General features: G+C 70.2%; 14 protein-coding genes. 10 read left to right on the forward strand and 4 right to left on the reverse strand.

All coding sequences use genetic code 11. The features are described 5' to 3' along the window. Nucleotides 1–61 precede the first annotated feature (61 nt). Genes NJ4_RS12215 through NJ4_RS12230 form a run of 4 tightly spaced genes read left to right on the forward strand, consistent with a single transcriptional unit; the run spans nt 62 to nt 3,522 of the window. Nucleotides 62–1,303, forward strand: a complete 1,242-nt coding sequence (locus NJ4_RS12215) for an acetyl-CoA C-acetyltransferase (protein WP_067435124.1) — start codon at nt 62–64, stop codon at nt 1,301–1,303. Further along, nucleotides 1,300–2,070, forward strand: a complete 771-nt coding sequence (gene pcaD, locus NJ4_RS12220) for a 3-oxoadipate enol-lactonase (RefSeq protein ID WP_067435127.1) — start codon at nt 1,300–1,302, stop codon at nt 2,068–2,070. Before NJ4_RS12215 ends, pcaD begins: the two co-directional genes overlap by 4 nt. Next, nucleotides 2,067–2,849, forward strand: coding sequence for a CoA transferase subunit A (locus NJ4_RS12225; RefSeq protein ID WP_067435130.1), 783 nt, complete (start codon nt 2,067–2,069; stop codon nt 2,847–2,849). Before pcaD ends, NJ4_RS12225 begins: the two co-directional genes overlap by 4 nt. A 1-nt stretch (nt 2,850) precedes the next feature. After that, nucleotides 2,851–3,522, forward strand: coding sequence for a 3-oxoacid CoA-transferase subunit B (locus NJ4_RS12230; RefSeq protein ID WP_322787622.1), 672 nt, complete (start codon nt 2,851–2,853; stop codon nt 3,520–3,522). Between the two features lie 166 nt (nt 3,523–3,688). On the opposite strand, the gene catC is transcribed toward NJ4_RS12230, so the two are convergent. Both catC and catA read right to left on the reverse strand, forming a co-directional pair. Next, nucleotides 3,689–3,976, reverse strand: coding sequence for a muconolactone Delta-isomerase (gene catC / locus NJ4_RS12235; RefSeq protein WP_067435133.1), 288 nt, complete (start codon nt 3,974–3,976; stop codon nt 3,689–3,691). After that, nucleotides 3,976–4,827: a catechol 1,2-dioxygenase gene (gene catA / locus NJ4_RS12240; RefSeq protein ID WP_067435136.1), complete on the reverse strand. Its 852-nt coding sequence runs from the start codon at nt 4,825–4,827 to the stop codon at nt 3,976–3,978. Before catA ends, catC begins: the two co-directional genes overlap by 1 nt. A gap of 266 nt (nt 4,828–5,093) precedes the next feature. On the opposite strand from catA, the gene benA reads away from it, so the two are divergent. The 5 genes from benA to NJ4_RS12265 are packed head-to-tail and all read left to right on the forward strand — an operon-like array spanning nt 5,094 to nt 13,677. After that, complete coding sequence (benA, locus tag NJ4_RS12245) at nt 5,094–6,476, forward strand: benzoate 1,2-dioxygenase large subunit (protein WP_067435139.1); 1,383 nt, start codon at nt 5,094–5,096, stop codon at nt 6,474–6,476. Nucleotides 6,477–6,487: 11 nt separating this feature from the next. Continuing rightward, nucleotides 6,488–7,006, forward strand: a complete 519-nt coding sequence (gene benB, locus NJ4_RS12250; RefSeq protein ID WP_067435142.1) for a benzoate 1,2-dioxygenase small subunit — start codon at nt 6,488–6,490, stop codon at nt 7,004–7,006. An 11-nt stretch (nt 7,007–7,017) separates the two neighbouring features. Beyond that, on the forward strand, nt 7,018–9,744 hold the full coding sequence (benC, locus tag NJ4_RS12255; protein ID WP_067435145.1) for a benzoate 1,2-dioxygenase electron transfer component BenC: 2,727 nt from the start codon (nt 7,018–7,020) through the stop codon (nt 9,742–9,744). A gap of 40 nt (nt 9,745–9,784) precedes the next feature. Further along, nucleotides 9,785–12,463, forward strand: coding sequence for a helix-turn-helix transcriptional regulator (locus NJ4_RS12260; protein WP_082748487.1), 2,679 nt, complete (start codon nt 9,785–9,787; stop codon nt 12,461–12,463). Then, nucleotides 12,460–13,677, forward strand: a complete 1,218-nt coding sequence (locus NJ4_RS12265) for a benzoate/H(+) symporter BenE family transporter (RefSeq protein ID WP_067435151.1) — start codon at nt 12,460–12,462, stop codon at nt 13,675–13,677. The genes NJ4_RS12260 and NJ4_RS12265 overlap by 4 nt, the downstream gene beginning before the upstream one ends. Nucleotides 13,678–13,905: 228 nt before the next feature. Here NJ4_RS12265 and NJ4_RS12270 read toward each other — a convergent pair whose 3' ends face one another. Together NJ4_RS12270 and NJ4_RS12275 are read right to left on the reverse strand one after the other, a co-directional pair. After that, nucleotides 13,906–15,009 carry a mandelate racemase/muconate lactonizing enzyme family protein gene (locus tag NJ4_RS12270; RefSeq protein WP_067435154.1) on the reverse strand — a complete coding sequence of 368 codons (1,104 nt, stop codon included), beginning with the start codon at nt 15,007–15,009 and terminating at the stop codon, nt 13,906–13,908. Nucleotides 15,010–15,142: 133 nt separating this feature from the next. Next, a complete protein-coding gene (locus NJ4_RS12275) occupies nt 15,143–16,138 on the reverse strand; it encodes a pirin family protein (RefSeq protein ID WP_067435157.1) in 996 nt (331 codons plus the stop codon). A gap of 71 nt (nt 16,139–16,209) precedes the next feature. On the opposite strand from NJ4_RS12275, the gene NJ4_RS12280 reads away from it, so the two are divergent. Continuing rightward, nucleotides 16,210–17,230: glycosyltransferase (locus tag NJ4_RS12280; RefSeq protein ID WP_067435160.1), on the forward strand; the 1,021-nt coding region annotated here is incomplete at its 3' end.

A 17,230-nucleotide genomic window follows, 5' to 3' on the forward strand; every position in this document is an offset into this window, starting at 1 on the left:
GGTCCAGAATGGATATGCCCAACCTATGGAACTCGGAGCGTTGCCTTCCTAGATTGGGAGCATGCCTCCAGCAACCACGCCCATCGCGGGCAGCGACATCGTCATCTGTGAACCCGTCCGCACCCCGGTCGGTGCCTTCGGCGGTGCCCTCGCCGGGGTCGAGGTCACCGAACTCGCCGCCACCGTCCTGACCGAGCTGACCCGGCGCACCGGGCTCGGTGAGGGCGACGTCGACGACGTCGTGCTCGGCCAGTGCTACCCCAACGGTGAGGCCCCCGCGCTCGGCCGAGTGGCCGCCCTCGACGCCGGGCTCGGCACCGGCGTCCCCGGCCTGCAGATCGACCGACGCTGCGGCTCCGGCCTCCAGGCCGTGCTGTACGCCGCGATGCAGGTCTCCACCGGTGCCGCGAACCTCGTGGTGGCCGGCGGCGCCGAGTCGATGTCGCGCGCCGAGCACTACGCACTCGGCCTGCGTCAGGGCGTCAGGGGAGACGGCGTCGAGCTGATGTCCCGACTGGCCCGCGGTCGCGTCACCGCCGGCGGCAGGCTGCACCCGGTCCCCGGCGGCATGATCGAGACCGCCGAGAACGTACGCCGCGAGTACGGCATCACCCGTGAGGCCCAGGACGAGTTGGCGGTGCGCTCGCAGCACAACTGGCGCGATGCGCAGGAGGCCGGCCGCTTCAAGGACGAGATCGTTCCGATCACGATCCCCGGCAAGCGGGGCAAGCCGGACACGGTCGTCGAGGTCGATGAGCACGCCCGCCCCGACACCACCCTCGAGGCCCTCGCCGGCCTGCGTCCGATCATGGGCCGCACCGACGACGCCGCGACGGTCACGGCCGGCAACGCGAGCGGCCAGAATGACGGCGCCGCCATGTGCGTGGTCACGACGCGCGAGGAGGCCGACCGCCGCGGCCTCGACGCGTTCCTGACCCTGAAGTCGTGGGCCGTGGCCGGTGTCGGCCCCGAGGTGATGGGCATCGGCCCGGTGCCCGCCACCGCCGCCGCCCTCTCCCGGGCCGGGCTGTCGCTGGCCGACCTCGACCTGATCGAGCTCAACGAGGCGTTCGCCTCCCAGGTGCTTGCCTGCCTCGGCGAGATGGGCATCGACGCGCAGGACCCCCGGCTCAACGTCAACGGGTCCGGCATCTCCATGGGCCACCCCGTCGGTGCCACCGGGGCACGCATCCTTGCCACCATGGCGCGCGAGATGCGCCGCCGCGAGTCGACGTACGGCCTGGAGACGATGTGCATCGGAGGCGGGCAGGGCCTGGCCGCGATCTTCGAGGCGGTCCGATGAGCCTCCACCACGAGATCACACCGGGCCCCGCCGGCGCCCCGACCGTCGTCCTCTCCAACTCGCTCGGCTCCACGCTGCACATGTGGGACCGCAACGTCGACGACCTCTCCCGGCACTTCACGGTCGTGCGCTACGACACCCGCGGCCACGGGAAGTCAGCGGTCCTCGAGGGCGCCGCACATCTCGACGACCTCTGTGACGACGTGATCGCGCTGCTCGACCAACTCGACCTCGCCACGGTCCACTTCGTGGGTCTCTCCCTGGGCGGCATGACCGGCATGCGCCTCGCCGTCCGCAACCCCGAGCGCCTCGACCGGCTCGTGGTGCTGTGCACCTCGCCGTACCTCGGCCCGGCCTCGAACTGGTCCGACCGTGCCGCGCTGGTGCGGGCCGAGGGAACCGGTGCCGTCGCCGAGGCGGTGGTGGACCGGTGGTACTCCCCCGGCTTCCTCGCCTCCGAGCACGAACGCGTCACCGAGGCGCGCGCCATGGTCGCCGGCACACCCGCCGACGGGTACGCCGCCTGCTGCGAGGCGATCGCCACGATGGACCTGCGCGACGAGATCAAGCAGATCTCCGCGCCCACACTGGCGATCGCCGGTGCCGACGACCCGTCGACGCCACCCCCGCACCTGCAGGGCATCGCCGACGCGGTCCAGCAGGGTCGCCTGCTCGTCGTGCCCGACTCCGCCCACCTCGCCAACGACGAGCAGCCCGCCGTCGTGACTCCGGCGATCATCGCCCACCTGCAAGGAGAAGACTCATGAGTGTCCCGCTCGACAAGGTCGTCGGCTCGGCCGCCGAGGCAGTGGCCGACATCAGGTCCGGCAGCCAGATCGCCGTGGGCGGGTTCGGCCTGGCCGGCATCCCGTGGTTCCTGATCGAGGCCCTGCTCGAGCAGGGCGCCGACGAGCTCGAGATCGTCTCCAACAACTGCGGCGTCGACGGCGCCGGCCTCGGCCTGCTGCTCGAGGCGCGCCGCATTCGTCGGGTGATCGCCTCCTACGTGGGGGAGAACAAGGAGTTTGCCCGGCAGTACCTCTCCGGAGAGCTCGAGGTCGAGCTGACCCCGCAGGGCACCCTGGCCGAGCGAATGCGCGCCGGTGGCGCCGGGATCGGCGCGTTCTTCACGCCGACCGGTGTCGGCACCGCGGTCGCCGAGGGCGGCCTGCCCTGGCGCTACCACCCCGACGGCTCGATCGCGATGGCCTCCTCACCCAAGGAGGTCCGATCCTTCCACGGCCGCGAGATGGTGCTCGAGGAGTCGATCGTCGCCGACGTCGCTCTGGTCCGCGCCGCCGTGGCCGACCGCCACGGCAACCTGCGCTTCAACAAGTCGGCCCAGAACTTCAACCCGGCCGTCGCGATGAGCGGAAGGCTCACCATCGTCGAGGCAGAGCGGGTCGTCGAGGCCGGCGAGATCGCACCCGACGACGTCCATGTGCCCGGCGTCTTCGTCAACCGGGTGGTCGAGCTGACCCCCGAGCAGGCGACCTGCAAGCAGATCGAGAAGGCCACCACCACGCCGCGTCCGAAAGGCAACTGACATGACTGCCGCCCGCACCAACAGCACCGTCAAGATCGGCTGGAGCCAGGACGAGATGGCCGCGCGCTGCGCGGCCGAGCTCTCCGACGGCCAGTACGTCAATCTCGGAATCGGCATGCCGACCCTGATCCCGGGCCACCTGCCCGCGGACTCGTCGGTGGTGCTGCACGCCGAGAACGGCATCCTCGGGGTCGGGCCCTACCCCTACCCCGACGAGCTCGACCCCGACCTGATCAACGCCGGCAAGGAGACCGTCACCACCAAGCCCGGCGCCTCGTTCTTCGACTCACCGACCAGCTTCGCGATGATCCGCGGCGCCCACCTCGACGTCGCCGTCCTCGGCGGCATGCAGGTCTCGGTCACCGGCGACCTGGCCAACTGGATGGTGCCCGGCAAGATGGTCAAGGGCATGGGCGGCGCGATGGACCTGGTGCACGGTGCCAAGAAGGTGATCGTGCTGATGGACCACACCACTCGTGACGGCTCGTCGAAGCTGATGCCCGCGTGCACGCTGCCGTTGACCGGCCGGGCCGTCGTACAACGCGTGATCACCGGTCTGGGTGTCTTCGACGTCAACGTCGCCTCGTTCACCGTGGTCGAGCTGGCCCCCGGCGTGACGTTCGAGCAGGCACAGGCCGCCACCGACGCCCCCCTGACCCCCACGAGTCGTTGACTTTCGTGGCTCGACTTGTTGAGTTTCGCGCGTCGACTTGTTGATCGTGGGCGGCCCCGAGGTCGAGAACTGACGAGTCGACGTGCAAGAACCAACAAGTCGACGCGCCACAACCCACGACTCGCGACACCAAAGTCAACGAGTCGTGGGTTCGGGGGGCTTGTGGTCAGCCGGCGTTGATGTCGGAGGGGTGGGTGGCCAGCGCGGTCACCTTGATCTCCATGTAGGGGAACAGCGGGAGTGCCGAGAGCATCGTGTGCAGCTCGTCGGCGTCGGCCACGTCGAGGATGGAGATGTTGGAGTACTCCCCCGCGATGCGCCAGATGTGCGGCCACTTGCCGGCCCGCTGGAGCTCCTGGGAGTAGGCCTTCTCACGGGCGACGATGTCGGCCCGGACATCCGGATCCAGGTCGTGCGGGATCCGGACGTCCATGCGGGCGTGGAACAAGGCCATCAGGCCGGGTCCAGGACGAAGTCGTAGGTGGTCTGGTTGCCGTTGCCGGATTCGGCGGGCTGGATGTCGAGCAGCAGCTCCGGCTTGACCGCCGAGGCGATGTCGTCGTCGTTGTGCGGGTCGCCGGGGAAGTAGAGCTGGGTCGTGATCAGCTGGTGCTCCGGTGCGGAGACCTTGAGGTGCAGGTGGGCCGGGCGCCAGGCGTGCCAGCCGGCAGCGGAGATCAGCTTGCCACACGAGCCGTCGGTCGGGATCTGGTACGGCGCGGGCTGCATGGTGTTGATCCGGTAGCGGCCCTCGTCGTCGGCGATGATCGTGCCGCGCAGGTTCCACTCGGGGATGCCGGGGGCGAACTGGCTGTAGAAGCCCGCCTCGTCGGCGTGCCACAGCTCGACCTTCGCGTTCGGCACCGGGTTGCCGGCCACGTTGGTGACCTGGCCCTGGAACAGCAGCGGGGTGCCCTGCTCGTCCTCGCGCATCGGCATCGTCGCCTCGGCACCGAGCTCGGGGGCCCCGGGCACGTAGTAGGGGCCCTCGATGGTGCCCTTGGAGCCCTCGCGGTCGGCGTTGGCGACCTCCTCCACGACGTGCTCGACCCAGACGTCGAGGAACAGCGGCCACTCGCCGTCCTGGCCGACGGAGATCAGCCACGCCTTGAGCGCGTTGAACTCGTCGTAGGTGACCTCGTGCTTGCGGATGGTTGCGTAGACGGCGTCGAGCACCTCGCGGGCAAGGAGGTCGACGCGCTCCTTGGGAGTGTTCTCGACACCGACGAGCTTGTCGGTCTTGAACCGCTCCGTTGCGGACGCACCCGAGGCGGCTGCGGTGGCGGTTTCAGTAGCGGCGGACATCTCTGTCTCCCTCTCGATCTGCTGGCCCGATGCGGGTTCCGTCGGGAGTGACGGGCACCGGAAGTCCCTTTGAGGCTAGGCCCGGAAATTGATTCAGCACAAGGACTTGTTCTCGGAAGACAAAGAGGTACGACGTCTCAATGGCACCCTAGGCTAGACCTAGGCATTTGCCGGGTGTGGCTCTGCTCACGACCTGTCAGTGTCGAGGGGACATCACCGCCCCACGGAACGTCTTCCCGGGGCATCCACCGATCCGGAGGAACCCCATGAGCGAGACCCTGGCGCACGTGCGCGACACCCTCTCCAATGCCGTCGTCGATGACCGCGAGGCCGGCATCTACCGGGCCAACCGCAGCATCTTCACCGACGAGGAGATCTTCGAGCTCGAGATGAAGCACATCTTCGAGGGCAACTGGATCTATCTCGCTCACGAGAGCCAGGTGGCCAACCCCGGCGACTACTTCACCACCTACATGGGTCGCCAGCCGGTCGTGATCACCCGCGACAAGGATGGCGAGCTGAACCTGCTGATCAACGCGTGTGCTCACCGCGGCGCGATGATCTGCCGCAAGAAGACCGACAACCGCACCACGTTGACCTGCCCGTTCCACGGCTGGACGTTCCGCAACGACGGCAGCCTGCTCAAGGTCAAGGACCCCGACGGTGCCGGCTACCCCGAGACGTTCAACGTCAACGGCTCCCACAACATGACCAAGGTCCCGCGCTTCGAGAGCTACCGCGGCTTCCTCTTCGGCAGCCTCAACGACGACGTCAGCACCCTCGCCGAGCACCTGGGCGACACCACCAAGGTCATCGACATGCTCGTCGACCAGTCGCCCGACGGACTCGAGGTGCTGAGGGGCTCGTCGACCTACACCTATGACGGCAACTGGAAGGTGCAGGCCGAGAACGGCGCCGACGGCTACCACGTGACCGCGACGCACTGGAACTACGCGGCCACCACCTCGCGCCGCGACACCGGGGAGTCCGCCAACGCCACCAAGACCCTGGACGCCGGCAGCTGGGGCAAGTCCGGCGGCGGCTACTGGTCCTACCCGAACGGCCACCTGTGCCTGTGGACCTGGGCCGGCAACCCGCAGGACCGGCCGCTGTGGGACCAGATGGACGTCCTGAAGGAGAAGTACGGCGAGGCCAAGGGCGAGTTCATGGTGAAGGGCTCCCGCAACCTGTGCCTCTACCCGAACGTCTACCTGATGGACCAGTTCTCCACGCAGATCCGGCACTTCCGCCCGATCTCGACCGACCAGACCGAGGTCACGATCTACTGCATCGCCCCGAAGGGTGAGAGCAAGGAGTCGCGCTCCTGGCGGATCCGGCAGTACGAGGACTTCTTCAACGCCTCCGGCATGGCCACCCCCGACGACCTGGAGGAGTTCCGCTCCTGCCAGCTCACATTCCAGGCCACCAAGGCGCCGTGGAACGACATGAGCCGCGGTGCCGAGCACTGGCTCACCGGGCCCGACGAGGTCGCCAAGGCACTCGACATGCCCGGCGTGATCTCGGCCGGGTTGAAGAACGAGGACGAGGGGCTCTATCCCGTGCAGCACGGCTACTGGCGCGACGTGATGGTCGCCGCCGTGGATGCCGAGGAAGCCGCAGCCACCGCCCGTACGACGAACCAGGCCTGAGGAGCAACGCCATGACCACCACAGACACCGAGGGCACCAAGCTGATCACGCAGAGCGCGATCGAGCAGTTCCTCTACCGCGAGGCGCGCTACCTCGACGACCGCGAGTTCGAGAAGTGGCTCGAGTGCTACGCCGACGACTGCGAGTACTGGATGCCGGCGTGGGACGACAACGACAACCTCACCGAGGACCCGCAGACCGACATCTCGCTGATCTACTACGCCAACAAGGGCGGGCTCGAGGACCGCGTGTTCCGGATCCGCACCGAGCGCTCCAGCGCGACGTCGATCCCCGAGCCGCGCACCAGCCACAACATCACCAACGTCGAGGTCATCGAGCGTCGCGGCGACATCGTCGACATCCGGTTCAACTGGCACACGATGTACTTCCGCTACAAGACGATCGACCCCTACTACGGGACCTCCTTCTACACGATCGACTTCTCCGGTGACGCGCCGTTGATCCGCCGCAAGACCGTGGTGCTGAAGAACGACTACATCCACCACGTGGTCGACGTCTACCACTTCTGAGAGGTACCCCCATGAGTCACCAGGTTGCCCTGAGCTTCGAGGACGGCGTCACCCGCTTCATCACCGTCGCGGATGACCAGACTGTCGCCGATGCGTCGTACCGAGCCCGCATCAACATCCCGCTGGACTGCCGCGACGGCGCCTGTGGGACGTGCAAGGCGTTCTGCGAGTCGGGTGAGTACGACGGCGGCACCTACATCGACGACGCCCTCACCGAGGACGAGGCCGCGAAGGGCTTCGTGCTGCCGTGCAGCATGAAGGCGAAGTCGGACCTGGTGCTCCAGATCGCCAGCACCTCGGCGGTCGCCAAGACCAGCGCGGCGACGTACACCGGCACGGTGACGCAGCTCGAGCGGCTCTCCGAGAGCACGGTGTCGTTCACCCTGGAGACGCCGGAGCGGAGCAAGCTCGCGTTCCTGCCCGGGCAGTACGTCAACCTGGCCGTCCCGGGCACGAACGAGACGCGGTCCTACTCGTTCTCCAACGCCCCAGACGGCGAGGGGCTCACCTTCCTGGTCAAGCTCACGCCCGGCGGACTGATGTCGGAGCACCTCGCGAACAAGGCCGCGGTCGGCGACGAGATGACCTTCACCGGCCCCAACGGCAGCTTCTTCCTCCGTGAGTCGGACCGGCCGCTGCTGCTGTTGGCCGGCGGCACCGGCCTCGCCCCGATCCTGTCGATCCTGCGCAAGCTGCGCGACGGCGGCACCAGCCGGCCGGTGCACCTGGTCTACGGCGTCAGCAACGACACCGATCTCGTGGAGCTCGAGACGCTGGAGGAGCTGGCCGGCCAGATCCCGACGTTGACCTGGGGCCACTGCGTCTCCGACCCAGAGAGCACGGCCGCCAACAAGGGCTACGTGATGAGCCTGATCGAGCCCGAGCACCTGCACGGTGGCGACGTCGCGGTCTACGTCTGCGGTCCACCGCCGATGGTCGAGGCGGTGCGCACCCACTTCGCCGACGAAGGGGTCGAGCCGACCGGGTTCTACTACGAGAAGTTCGCACTCTCCGGCACGCCCGCCACCAAGCCGGCCGCCCCTGCTCCGGTGGTGGTCGAGGAGGTCGCCGAACCGGTCCCCGCGATCACGGAGACTGCCGCGCCGGCCGTCGCGGAAGAGGTGTTCGCCGAGCCTTCCTCCGCACCGAGCGCTCCCGCCACTGGGTCGAATCGCCTTGCAGGACAGGAGATCTTCCCGCCCCGTGAGGTCACACCGCTGCGCGCCACCGCTGCTCGGCGTACGCCGGACGAGGAGGCCGCGACCGCGCGCAGCATCGCCGGCCGACGGGTCGCCAAGGTCGGCTCGGAGGCCGCTCCGACCCCCTTCGAGTCCACGGACGACGACGAACTGCTGATCACCGGCGGTCGCGGCATCGCCAAGCAGGAGATGTTCGCGGCCCGCGAGGTCACGCCGCTGCACGAGCCGACGCAGGTGGCCCCGGCGGCACTCGCCGAGAGCCCCGGCAGCTACGAGATCGGCGAGGAGCACCCGTCGGTGCACGAGTCCGACGCGCTCTTCGAGGCCCGCGCCGCCCTCGAGCTCGGCGCCCTCGAGCTGGTCATCGGGCGCCTCTCCTCGCGCCAGGTCACCGGCTACCGCCTGCTCGCCGAGGCCACCGTGCCGTACGTCGAGGGCGACCGCTTCATCGACGCGGCGGCGTACACCGAGACCAATGCCGCCTTCCACGACTACCTGTTCACGCTGACCGGCAACGAGCACCTGCTGCAGGCCTACCAGGCACTCGGCGTGCAGGGGCACATGGAGGACGTGCTGCGGCACGCCACCTGGTGCCACCCGAGCTGCACGCAGGACCACCTCGACATCGTCGACGCCTTCGAGGCCGGCGACCGGGTGCGTGCCCGCGAGCTGATCACCGCACACGCCGACCGGTCGAAGGAGACCACGCGCCGCGCGATGGACGAGGCCCGCACCCGCGCGCTGCCGAAGTTCATCACCCCGGGTCGCTTCGACGGCAAGGTCGTGGTGATCACCGGGGCGGCGCAGGGCATCGGCGAGCGCACCGCGCGACGGGTCAGTGCCGAGGGCGGCTCCGTCGTGCTGGTCGACCGTGCCGACCTGGTCGGTGAGCTGGCCGCCGAGATCGGCAGCACCGCGCGTCCGGCACTGCCCGTGGTCGCCGACCTGGAGAGCTGGTCGGGCGCGGAGTCGGTCGTCGCCGAGGCGCTGCGCCGCTTCGGTCGGATCGACGTGCTGATCAACAACGTCGGCGGCGCGATCAACTTCAAGCCGTTCACCGAGTTCACCGACGCCGAGATCCGCGCCGAGCTCGACCGCTCGCTGCTGACCACGCTGTTCACCTGCCGTGCCGTCCTGCCCGGCATGGTGGAGCGGGGCCGCGGGGTGATCGTCAACGTGTCGTCGGCGGCCACCCGCGGCATCCACCGGATCCCCTACTCGGCGGCCAAGGGCGGCATCAACGCGATCACCGCGTCCTTGGCCGTGGAGTACGCCGACGCCGGCATCCGGGTCGCGGCCACCGCACCCGGGGGCACCGAGGCTCCGCCGCGGCGCATCTCCCGCGGCACCCCGGAGGCCACGAGCGAGCAGGAGCAGGCATGGTTCCAGGCGCACATCGACCAGACCATCGACTCCTCGCTGATGCGCCGCTACGGCACACTCGACGAGCAGGCCGCGGCGATCACGTTCCTGGCCTCGGACGAGGCGTCGTACATCACCGGAAGCACGCTGCCCGTCGCCGGCGGCGACCTCGGCTGAGTCCTGATGCGCCGCAGCCGCGAAGCACTAGCGTGACGGGATGATCTCTCATCTTCCCGGGCACGTGTTCGTCGGGCGGGAGGCCGAGCTCGAGGCACTCGGTCGGCTCGTCACCGCAGACCCGGGCCGCCCGGCCATCGTCGTCGTGGAAGGTCCGGCCGGCAGCGGCAAGACCACCCTGGTCGACGAGTTCCTGGCCCGCCAGCCGGGGATGACGGTCGCGCACACCGGAGCGACGGCATGGGAGTCCGGCCATCCGTACGCCGTGCTCGAGCAGCTCGGAGTCACCGTCGCCCCGGACCTCGATCCGGTGGCGGCGGCCCGGGTACTCCTCCCCGAGCTCCAGGACCGTGCCGGCGACGGTCGACTGATCGTGATGGTGGACGGCGCCGACGAGGCCGACGCCGGCTCGCTGATGGCGCTGCACTCGGCCGCGCGTCGGGCGCCGACGACGGTCCGGGCGATCCTGACCGCGCGCGGGCCGGTGCACGCCGATCTGCCCGACCTCCGACGGCTGCACATCTCCGAGCTCGACCGCACCGAGGTCCGCCAGATCGCGCTCCAGGCAGGGGTCGCGCTCACCGATCGCGACGCGAAGGCACTGCGCGACCACACCCGTGGCAACCCGGCCCTGGTCATCGAGCTGCTCGCCGAGTCCCCCGATGCCGACTGGACCGACTGGCAGCGGCCGCTGCCCGCCACGCGACGCCGGGTGGCCGAGGTCCGCACGAGGCTGGAGAAGGCCCCGCCGTCCGCCCGCAGACTGGTCGAGGCGGTCGCCGTCCTCGGCGATCCCGGCGCCGAGGCCGAGGCGACCCAGCTGGCCGGGGTCAGCAACGACCCGATCACGGCTCTGGACAGCGCGGAGGCGACCGGGCTGATCCATCGCGACCTGCAGCTGGGCGACCACGTGCTCCGCTTCGTCGACCCGATGACCCGCTCCGCCGTGATCGAGACGATGCCCGTGCGTCGTACCCACCAGCTGCACGGCAAGGCGGCCGACCTGGTCGACGACGAGTTCCGCGCCCTGTCCCACCGGGTGCTCTCCGGGGTGGCACCGGGCCGGCAGCTGCTCACCGAGCTGCGAGACTACGCCGACCGCCAGGCCGCCGAGGGCGCCTGGGGACGGGCCGCCCACGCCCTGATCCGCGCCAGCCGCATCGAACGCGACCCGGCCCGCCGGACCGCCCTCCTCGTGGACGGTGTCGACGCCCTGGTCGGCGCCGGCGAGCTGCCCGAGGCCAACCTCTTCACCGACGAGCTCGAGGCGGCGCCACGTTCGGCCCGCATCGACGCGACCCTGGCCTACGTCTCGATCCTGCGCGGCCGCCCCGCCGAGGCCGACCTTCTCCTGAACCGCGCCTGGCAGGACTGGGACTCCGCGCAACCGGAGGTGCGGGTCGCGGTCAGCGTGCGACGGGTCCTGCACCACCTGGGGATGTGGGACCCAACGGCCCTGGTGGAGTGGTCCGACCGGGTGATCACCACCGGCGACCCTGACAGCCCGGCGGGTCTCGAGGCCGCAGCCATGCGCGGCATCGGACTCGGCGCCAGCGGACGCTGGGACGAGGCGTTGACGGCGTACGACGAACTCGTCGGCCGGGTGCCGACCGGTCCTCAGTCACAGCGGATCCGACTGGGCCGGGGGTGGGTCGACCTGGCCCGCGGCGAACAGGTCTCGGCCCGCCACGACTTCGAGGGCGCCGTGCCGACCAGGTTCCGCATGGGGTCGACGCGCATCTCCTTGTGGGCGCAGGCCTGGTTGGCTCGCAGCCTCTTCCAGCTCGGCGACTGGGACGAGGCGTTGGCCGTCGTGGCGCGGGCCGGCCGTGAGGTCGCGGAGTCCGAGCACCACCTGATCCGACCGCTGGTGCACTGGACCGGCGTCCAGATCAACGCCCTGCGGGGCGACCAGGCCGCCGCCCGCGAACACCTGCGCCGAGGCGCCGCCGCCTCACAGGACTACCCGATCATGCAGATCCCGGCGGCCATCGCCCGCGCCAACTTCGCCGAGGTGGCCGCCGACTACGAGGGCGTGGTCCGGGCGCTGGAGCCACTGCTCGGGCTCTTCGCCGACCGCCCCGACGAACCCGGCTTCTGGCCCTGGCGCGCGCTCTATGCCAACGCCCTGGTGCTCACCGACCACGTCGCCGAGGCCCGTGACCTGGTCGACCATCACCTCTCCGTCGCCGTGGCGCGTGACCACCGCTCCGACCAGGCCGCCCTGTTGGCGGTCTCGGGCCGGATCAGGTGCGGCGAGGGCGACCTGGACGGCGGTGTCGCCGACTTCGAGTCCGCCCTCGAACTGCTCTCCGGGATGCCGCTCCCCTTCGAGCGCGCGCGGGTCAGCTTCAGCTACGGCCAGGCGCTCAGGCGGGCCGGTCGACGTCGCGAGTCGGCGCTCATCATGCGCGTCGCGCGCGACGCCTACGCCACTCTGGGGGCCACGTCGTACGTCGAACGCTGTGACCGCGAGCTGAACGCGGCCGGACTGAACTCACGGCGTACCGACGGGGTCACCGACCTCACCTCGCAGGAGATCGCGGTCGCCGACCTGGTCGCGCGCGGGCTGAGCAACCGGGAGGCCGCCGAGCAGCTCTACATCTCGGTGAAGACCGTGCAGTACCACCTGACCCGCATCTACGCGAAGCTCGGCATCCGCTCCCGGGCCGAGCTCGCCGCCCGGCACCGGCCCCGAGTCCAGGACGACGAGTCGTGACCCAGCTGACCGCTCCGCGCCGGCAACGCGTCAGCGTGCGCGGGCTCGTCGACGACCTCGGGCCCACGCAGGCGGCCAACGGCCTGGTCGCACTGGTCTTCGCGGCCACCGGCCCGGTGGCGGTCATCCTCGCCGTCGGCACCGCCGGAGGACTGAGCCGCGTGGAGATCAGCTCGTGGATCTTCGCCGTCTTCTTCCTCAACGGCCTGCTGACGATCGCGGCCAGCTGGGCCTACCGCCAACCGCTGTCGTTCTTCTGGACCATCCCCGGCACCGTCGTGGTCGGCAAGTCGCTGGACCACCTGACCTGGCCCGAGGTGCTCGGGGCGTTCCTGGTCACGGGTGCCCTGATCGTCGTGCTGGGTCTGACCGGCTGGGTCGGCCGGGCGATGGCGGTGATCCCGTTGCCGCTGGTGATGGCGATGGTGGCCGGGGTCTTCCTGCGCTTCGGCACCGACCTCGTCGGCGCGGTCCGGTCGGACGCTGCCATCGCCGCGCCCATGGTGCTGGCCTTCGTGGCCCTGAGCCGGATCACCTCACTGGGCCGCTGGATGCCGCCGGTGCTCGGCGCGCTGCTTGTCGGCGCGGCCGCGGTGGGCATCGCCGGCTCGTTCGCCCCGGCGTCGGGGCCGGTGCTCGCCTCCCCGACGTTCCAGGCACCCGTCTTCACGACGGGCGCGCTGCTCGAGCTCGTCGTACCCCTGGCGATCACCGTGCTCGTCGTGCAGAACGGTCAGGGCGTCGCGGTGCTGAACCAGGCCGGGCACCGCCCACCGATCAACGTGGCCACCGTGTGGTGCGGCATCGGGTCGATGCTCAGCGCGACGATCGGCGGCATCTCCTCCTGCCTGACCGGCCCGACCAGCTCGCTGCTCGTCGCATCGGGGAAGAGGGAGCGCCACTACGCCGCGGCCGTCGTCTGCGGAGCCCTGGCCCTGGTCGTCGGCCTGTTCGCCCCGCTGTTCGTGCGACTGATGCTGGCCACCCCGCCGGCGTACGTCGCCACGCTCGGCGGCCTCGCCATGCTCCGTGCGCTGCAGGGCGCGTTCGTCGCCTCGTTCGCGCACCGGTTCACCCTGGGTGCGCTGGTGACGTTCCTGGTCACCATCACCGACGTGACGATCTTCAACATCGGTGGGGCGTTCTGGGGCATCGTGCTCGGCCTGGCCGCATCGTGGATCCTGGAGCCGGCCGACTTCGACCACCGGGAGTGACCCGGCCGGGCTCCGCAGGCGCCACGCCTCGACTCACCCAGCGCCCACAGGTGCATGAGACCCGGGAGCCGGTGGGACCGTCGGTTGGCTGCTGTCGGTCGCGCCCGGCCGACCGTCCGGGGTGGTGAGTGCACGGTTCCTGTCGAGATCTCGGCCGACGACGACACGGATCGTGCGTTCACCGCTCAACGGCCTGGAGCAGGCTGGGACCAGGCAGCCAAGGACCGGTCAGCGGTCCTGGCGGTAGTGCTCGAGCTTCTCGTCGTCGATCTCGATGCCCAGCCCCGGCCCCTGCCTGACCAGCAGCTCACCGTTGGTGATCTCGAGCGGCGTGGCCAGCAGGTCGTCACTCATGTCGAGGAAGTTGGAGAGCTCACCGGCGCGTCGCGAGGTGAGCTTGTACGCCGCCCCGAACGCGGCGCTGCACAGCGAGCCGACCTGGCCGTCGATCTGGTTGCCCATCACGACCTCGACACCGAGGGACTCGGCCAGGTGGTGCACGCGCTGCGACATCGTGAAGCCGGTGCGGGCGGTCTTGATGCTGACCATCGTGGCCGAGCCGCCCAGGATCTCGCGGGTGACCTCGGCGGGCGTGGCGACGGACTCGTCGGCGACGAACGGGATGTGGCACTGCTCGACCAGCCAGCGGCGGCCGAGCACGTCGTCGGCGGGGTTGAGCTCCTCGGCCATCGAGAGGTCGAGGTCGTCCATCAGGCGCAGGGCGCGGGCCGACTCGGACGCGGTCCAGCCGCGGTTGCCGTCGATGTAGAGCTCGATGCGGTTGCCCAGGCGCTCACGGATCGCCCGGCAGACCGCGACGTCCAGCTCGATCGGCGTCCGCCCGACCTTCACCTTGAACGTGGTGATGCCGTAGGTCTCGAGCATCCGCTCGGCCTCGTCGGCCATCTTGACCGGGTCGTCGAAGCCGAGCATGTGGGAGACCCGCATGCGATCGGTGTAGCCGCCGAGGAGCTGCGAGACAGAGACGCCGGTGGACTGGCCGATGATGTCCCACAGGGCCATGTCGACCGCGCCCTTGGCGGTCGGGTTGGCGACGGTGCGGCCCAGCCGGGCGTGGATCAGCTCGCGGTCGAACGGCGACTCGCCGTCCATCGCCGGGGCGAAGATCGACTGGATGACCTCCTTGATGGAGGCCTGCGTCTCGCCGTACGTGAACGGGCGGGGCGGCGCCTCGGCCGTGCCGACCAGGCCGTCGTCGGTGTGCACGCGCACCAGGATGTGCTCGGCCACCCGCACCTCGCCGCTGGCGAAGACCAGGGGCTTGCGGTAGGGGATGGCAAAGGGGATCGCCTCGACCTTGGTGATCTTCATCGTGGCTGCTCCTGGGGGTGGCGGCGGGAAGTCGTCTCTCTCAGGCTAAGGCGCCGATTGATACAACACAAAGACTTTGTGCGGCGCCATTAGGAGCCGTGGAGTATCGCCGAAGGTTCATCGTCGCAGCGGGTCACTGCCGCTCACGCAGGCGCGCATTCGGCAGCGCCGGTGCCGGGATCGGCGGAAGGTGGTCGTCGACGACGATGCCGAACCGGCCGTCGGCGACGTCCTGCCCGTCGGGGACCACGGATCCGTCCCGCGTGACCTGCGCCTGCCACTCCTCGCGGAACTGCACGATCTCCTCGTGGGTGCGGCCGACGAAGTTCCACCACATCACGATCGCCTCGCCCAACGGCTCGCCGCCGAGCAGCAGCAGCCGCGCGTCGTCGTACGCCGTGAGCTCGATGCTCGTGCAGCCCGGGGCGAGGTAGGCGAGCTCGGCGGGCTTCAGGTCCTGGCCGGCGACCGAGACCGCACCCGAGTCGAGCAGCACGCCGTGCTCGAAGCCGGCCTCCACGTCAAGGGCCAGCGTGGCGCCCTGCGCGAGGATCAGCTCGGCTCCGAGCAGCGGCGTGTGGGTCGTCACCGGCGAGGTGTCACCGAGCAGGGAGCCCAGGAAGACGCGCGCCTCCCACCCGGGTCCGGTGACCGGGGTCGGGGCGTGGTGGGCGAAGGTCGGCTCGGCGTCGCGCGAGGCCGACGGCAGGGCCACCCACAGCTGGGCGCCGTGCAACACGGTCGTGTCGGGAGTGGAGACCTCCGAGTGGCTGATCCCCCGCCCGGCGGTCATCAGGTTCACCTCGCCGGGTCGCACCATCGCGTGGTTGCCGGCGCTGTCGCGGTGCTCGATCTCGCCGGTGAACAGCCAGCTGACCGTCTGCAACCCGGTGTGCGGGTGCGGCGCCACCGACATGCCGCCACTGTCCGCGACGCGGTCGGGTCCGTAGTGGTCCACGAAGCACCAGGCACCGATCAGGGAGCGTTGGCGTTGCGGCAGCGTGCGGCGTACCTGCATGGCCCGGAGGCCGCCGAGCGGGACCTCGCGAGGAGTCAGCACCTCGACCGGGGCCTGCGGCGCAGACTCCTCACACACGACTTCGTCGGGATCACGTTCCTGGTTGCTCATGCTCCCAGTCTTGCGCAGCCGTCAACCCGCCGATCACACCCTGTTCATGGCTCCCGGGCATCGTGGCGTGCATGCGGATCGCCCAGCTCGCCAACTTCGTCGGCCCGTCCTCCGGTGGCATGAAGACCGCCATCGCGGCCCTCGGCTCGGGCTATGCGGCGGCCGGCGTCGAGCGCCTGCTCCTGCTGCCCGGCCCGTACGACGACCGCGCGCGAACCGTCGACGGTGAGGTGGTGCAGTTCCGCGCGCCGAAGGTCGGCGGCGGCTACCGGCTGATCCTCGAGCCCTGGCGGGTGATCAACGAGCTGGAGGCGTTCGCGCCGACCACGGTGGAGATCAACGACAAGTCCACGCTGCTGCCGATCACACGCTGGGCGCGGCGCAACAGCATCGGGTCGGTGCTGTTCTCCCACGAGCGCCTCGACGCGATGCTCGGCCTGCGGACCGGCTTCGAGACGTCGGCCAAGGTCTCGATCGGTCTCTACAACCGGCTGCTGGTGCGCCAGTTCGACACGGTTGTGGTCACCTCACGATATGCCGAGCGCGAGTTCGGACCCGCCGCCGCGGCGGTCGGCACGCCTGTCGTGCGGGTGCCACTGGGTGTTGACCTCGACCTCTTCGAGCCCGGCCCCGGATCACCCCACGGACCGCTCCGCCTGGTGCACGTGGGCCGACTCAGCCGCGAGAAGAGCCCGAACCTCGCGGTCGCCACCGCGGTCGAGCTGCACCACCGCGGGGTTCCGGTGCACCTCGACGTCTACGGCGACGGTCCGCACCGCGACGAGCTCGAGACCCTCGCCGGCCGGGCACCGGTCACCTTCCACGGCCACGTCGCCGACCGGGCCAGGCTCGCCCGCCTGATCGGCGAGGCCGACATCGCGTTGTCGGTCTGCCCCGGTGAGACGTTCGGCCTGGCCGTGCTCGAAGCGCTGGCCTGCGGAACACCGGTCGTCACCGCCTCCACCGGTGGTGCCAGTGAGCTCGTCGACGCATGGTCCGGGCAGCAGGGTGCCGCGCATCCGGCCGGCCTCGCGGACGCCGTACAACGCCTGGCCGCGCGTGAACCCGCCGCGCGGCGAGCTGCGGCCCGGG

This window comes from Nocardioides jensenii JCM 1364 = NBRC 14755 (assembly GCF_001552535.1).
GTDB lineage: Bacteria > Actinomycetota > Actinomycetes > Propionibacteriales > Nocardioidaceae > Nocardioides > Nocardioides jensenii.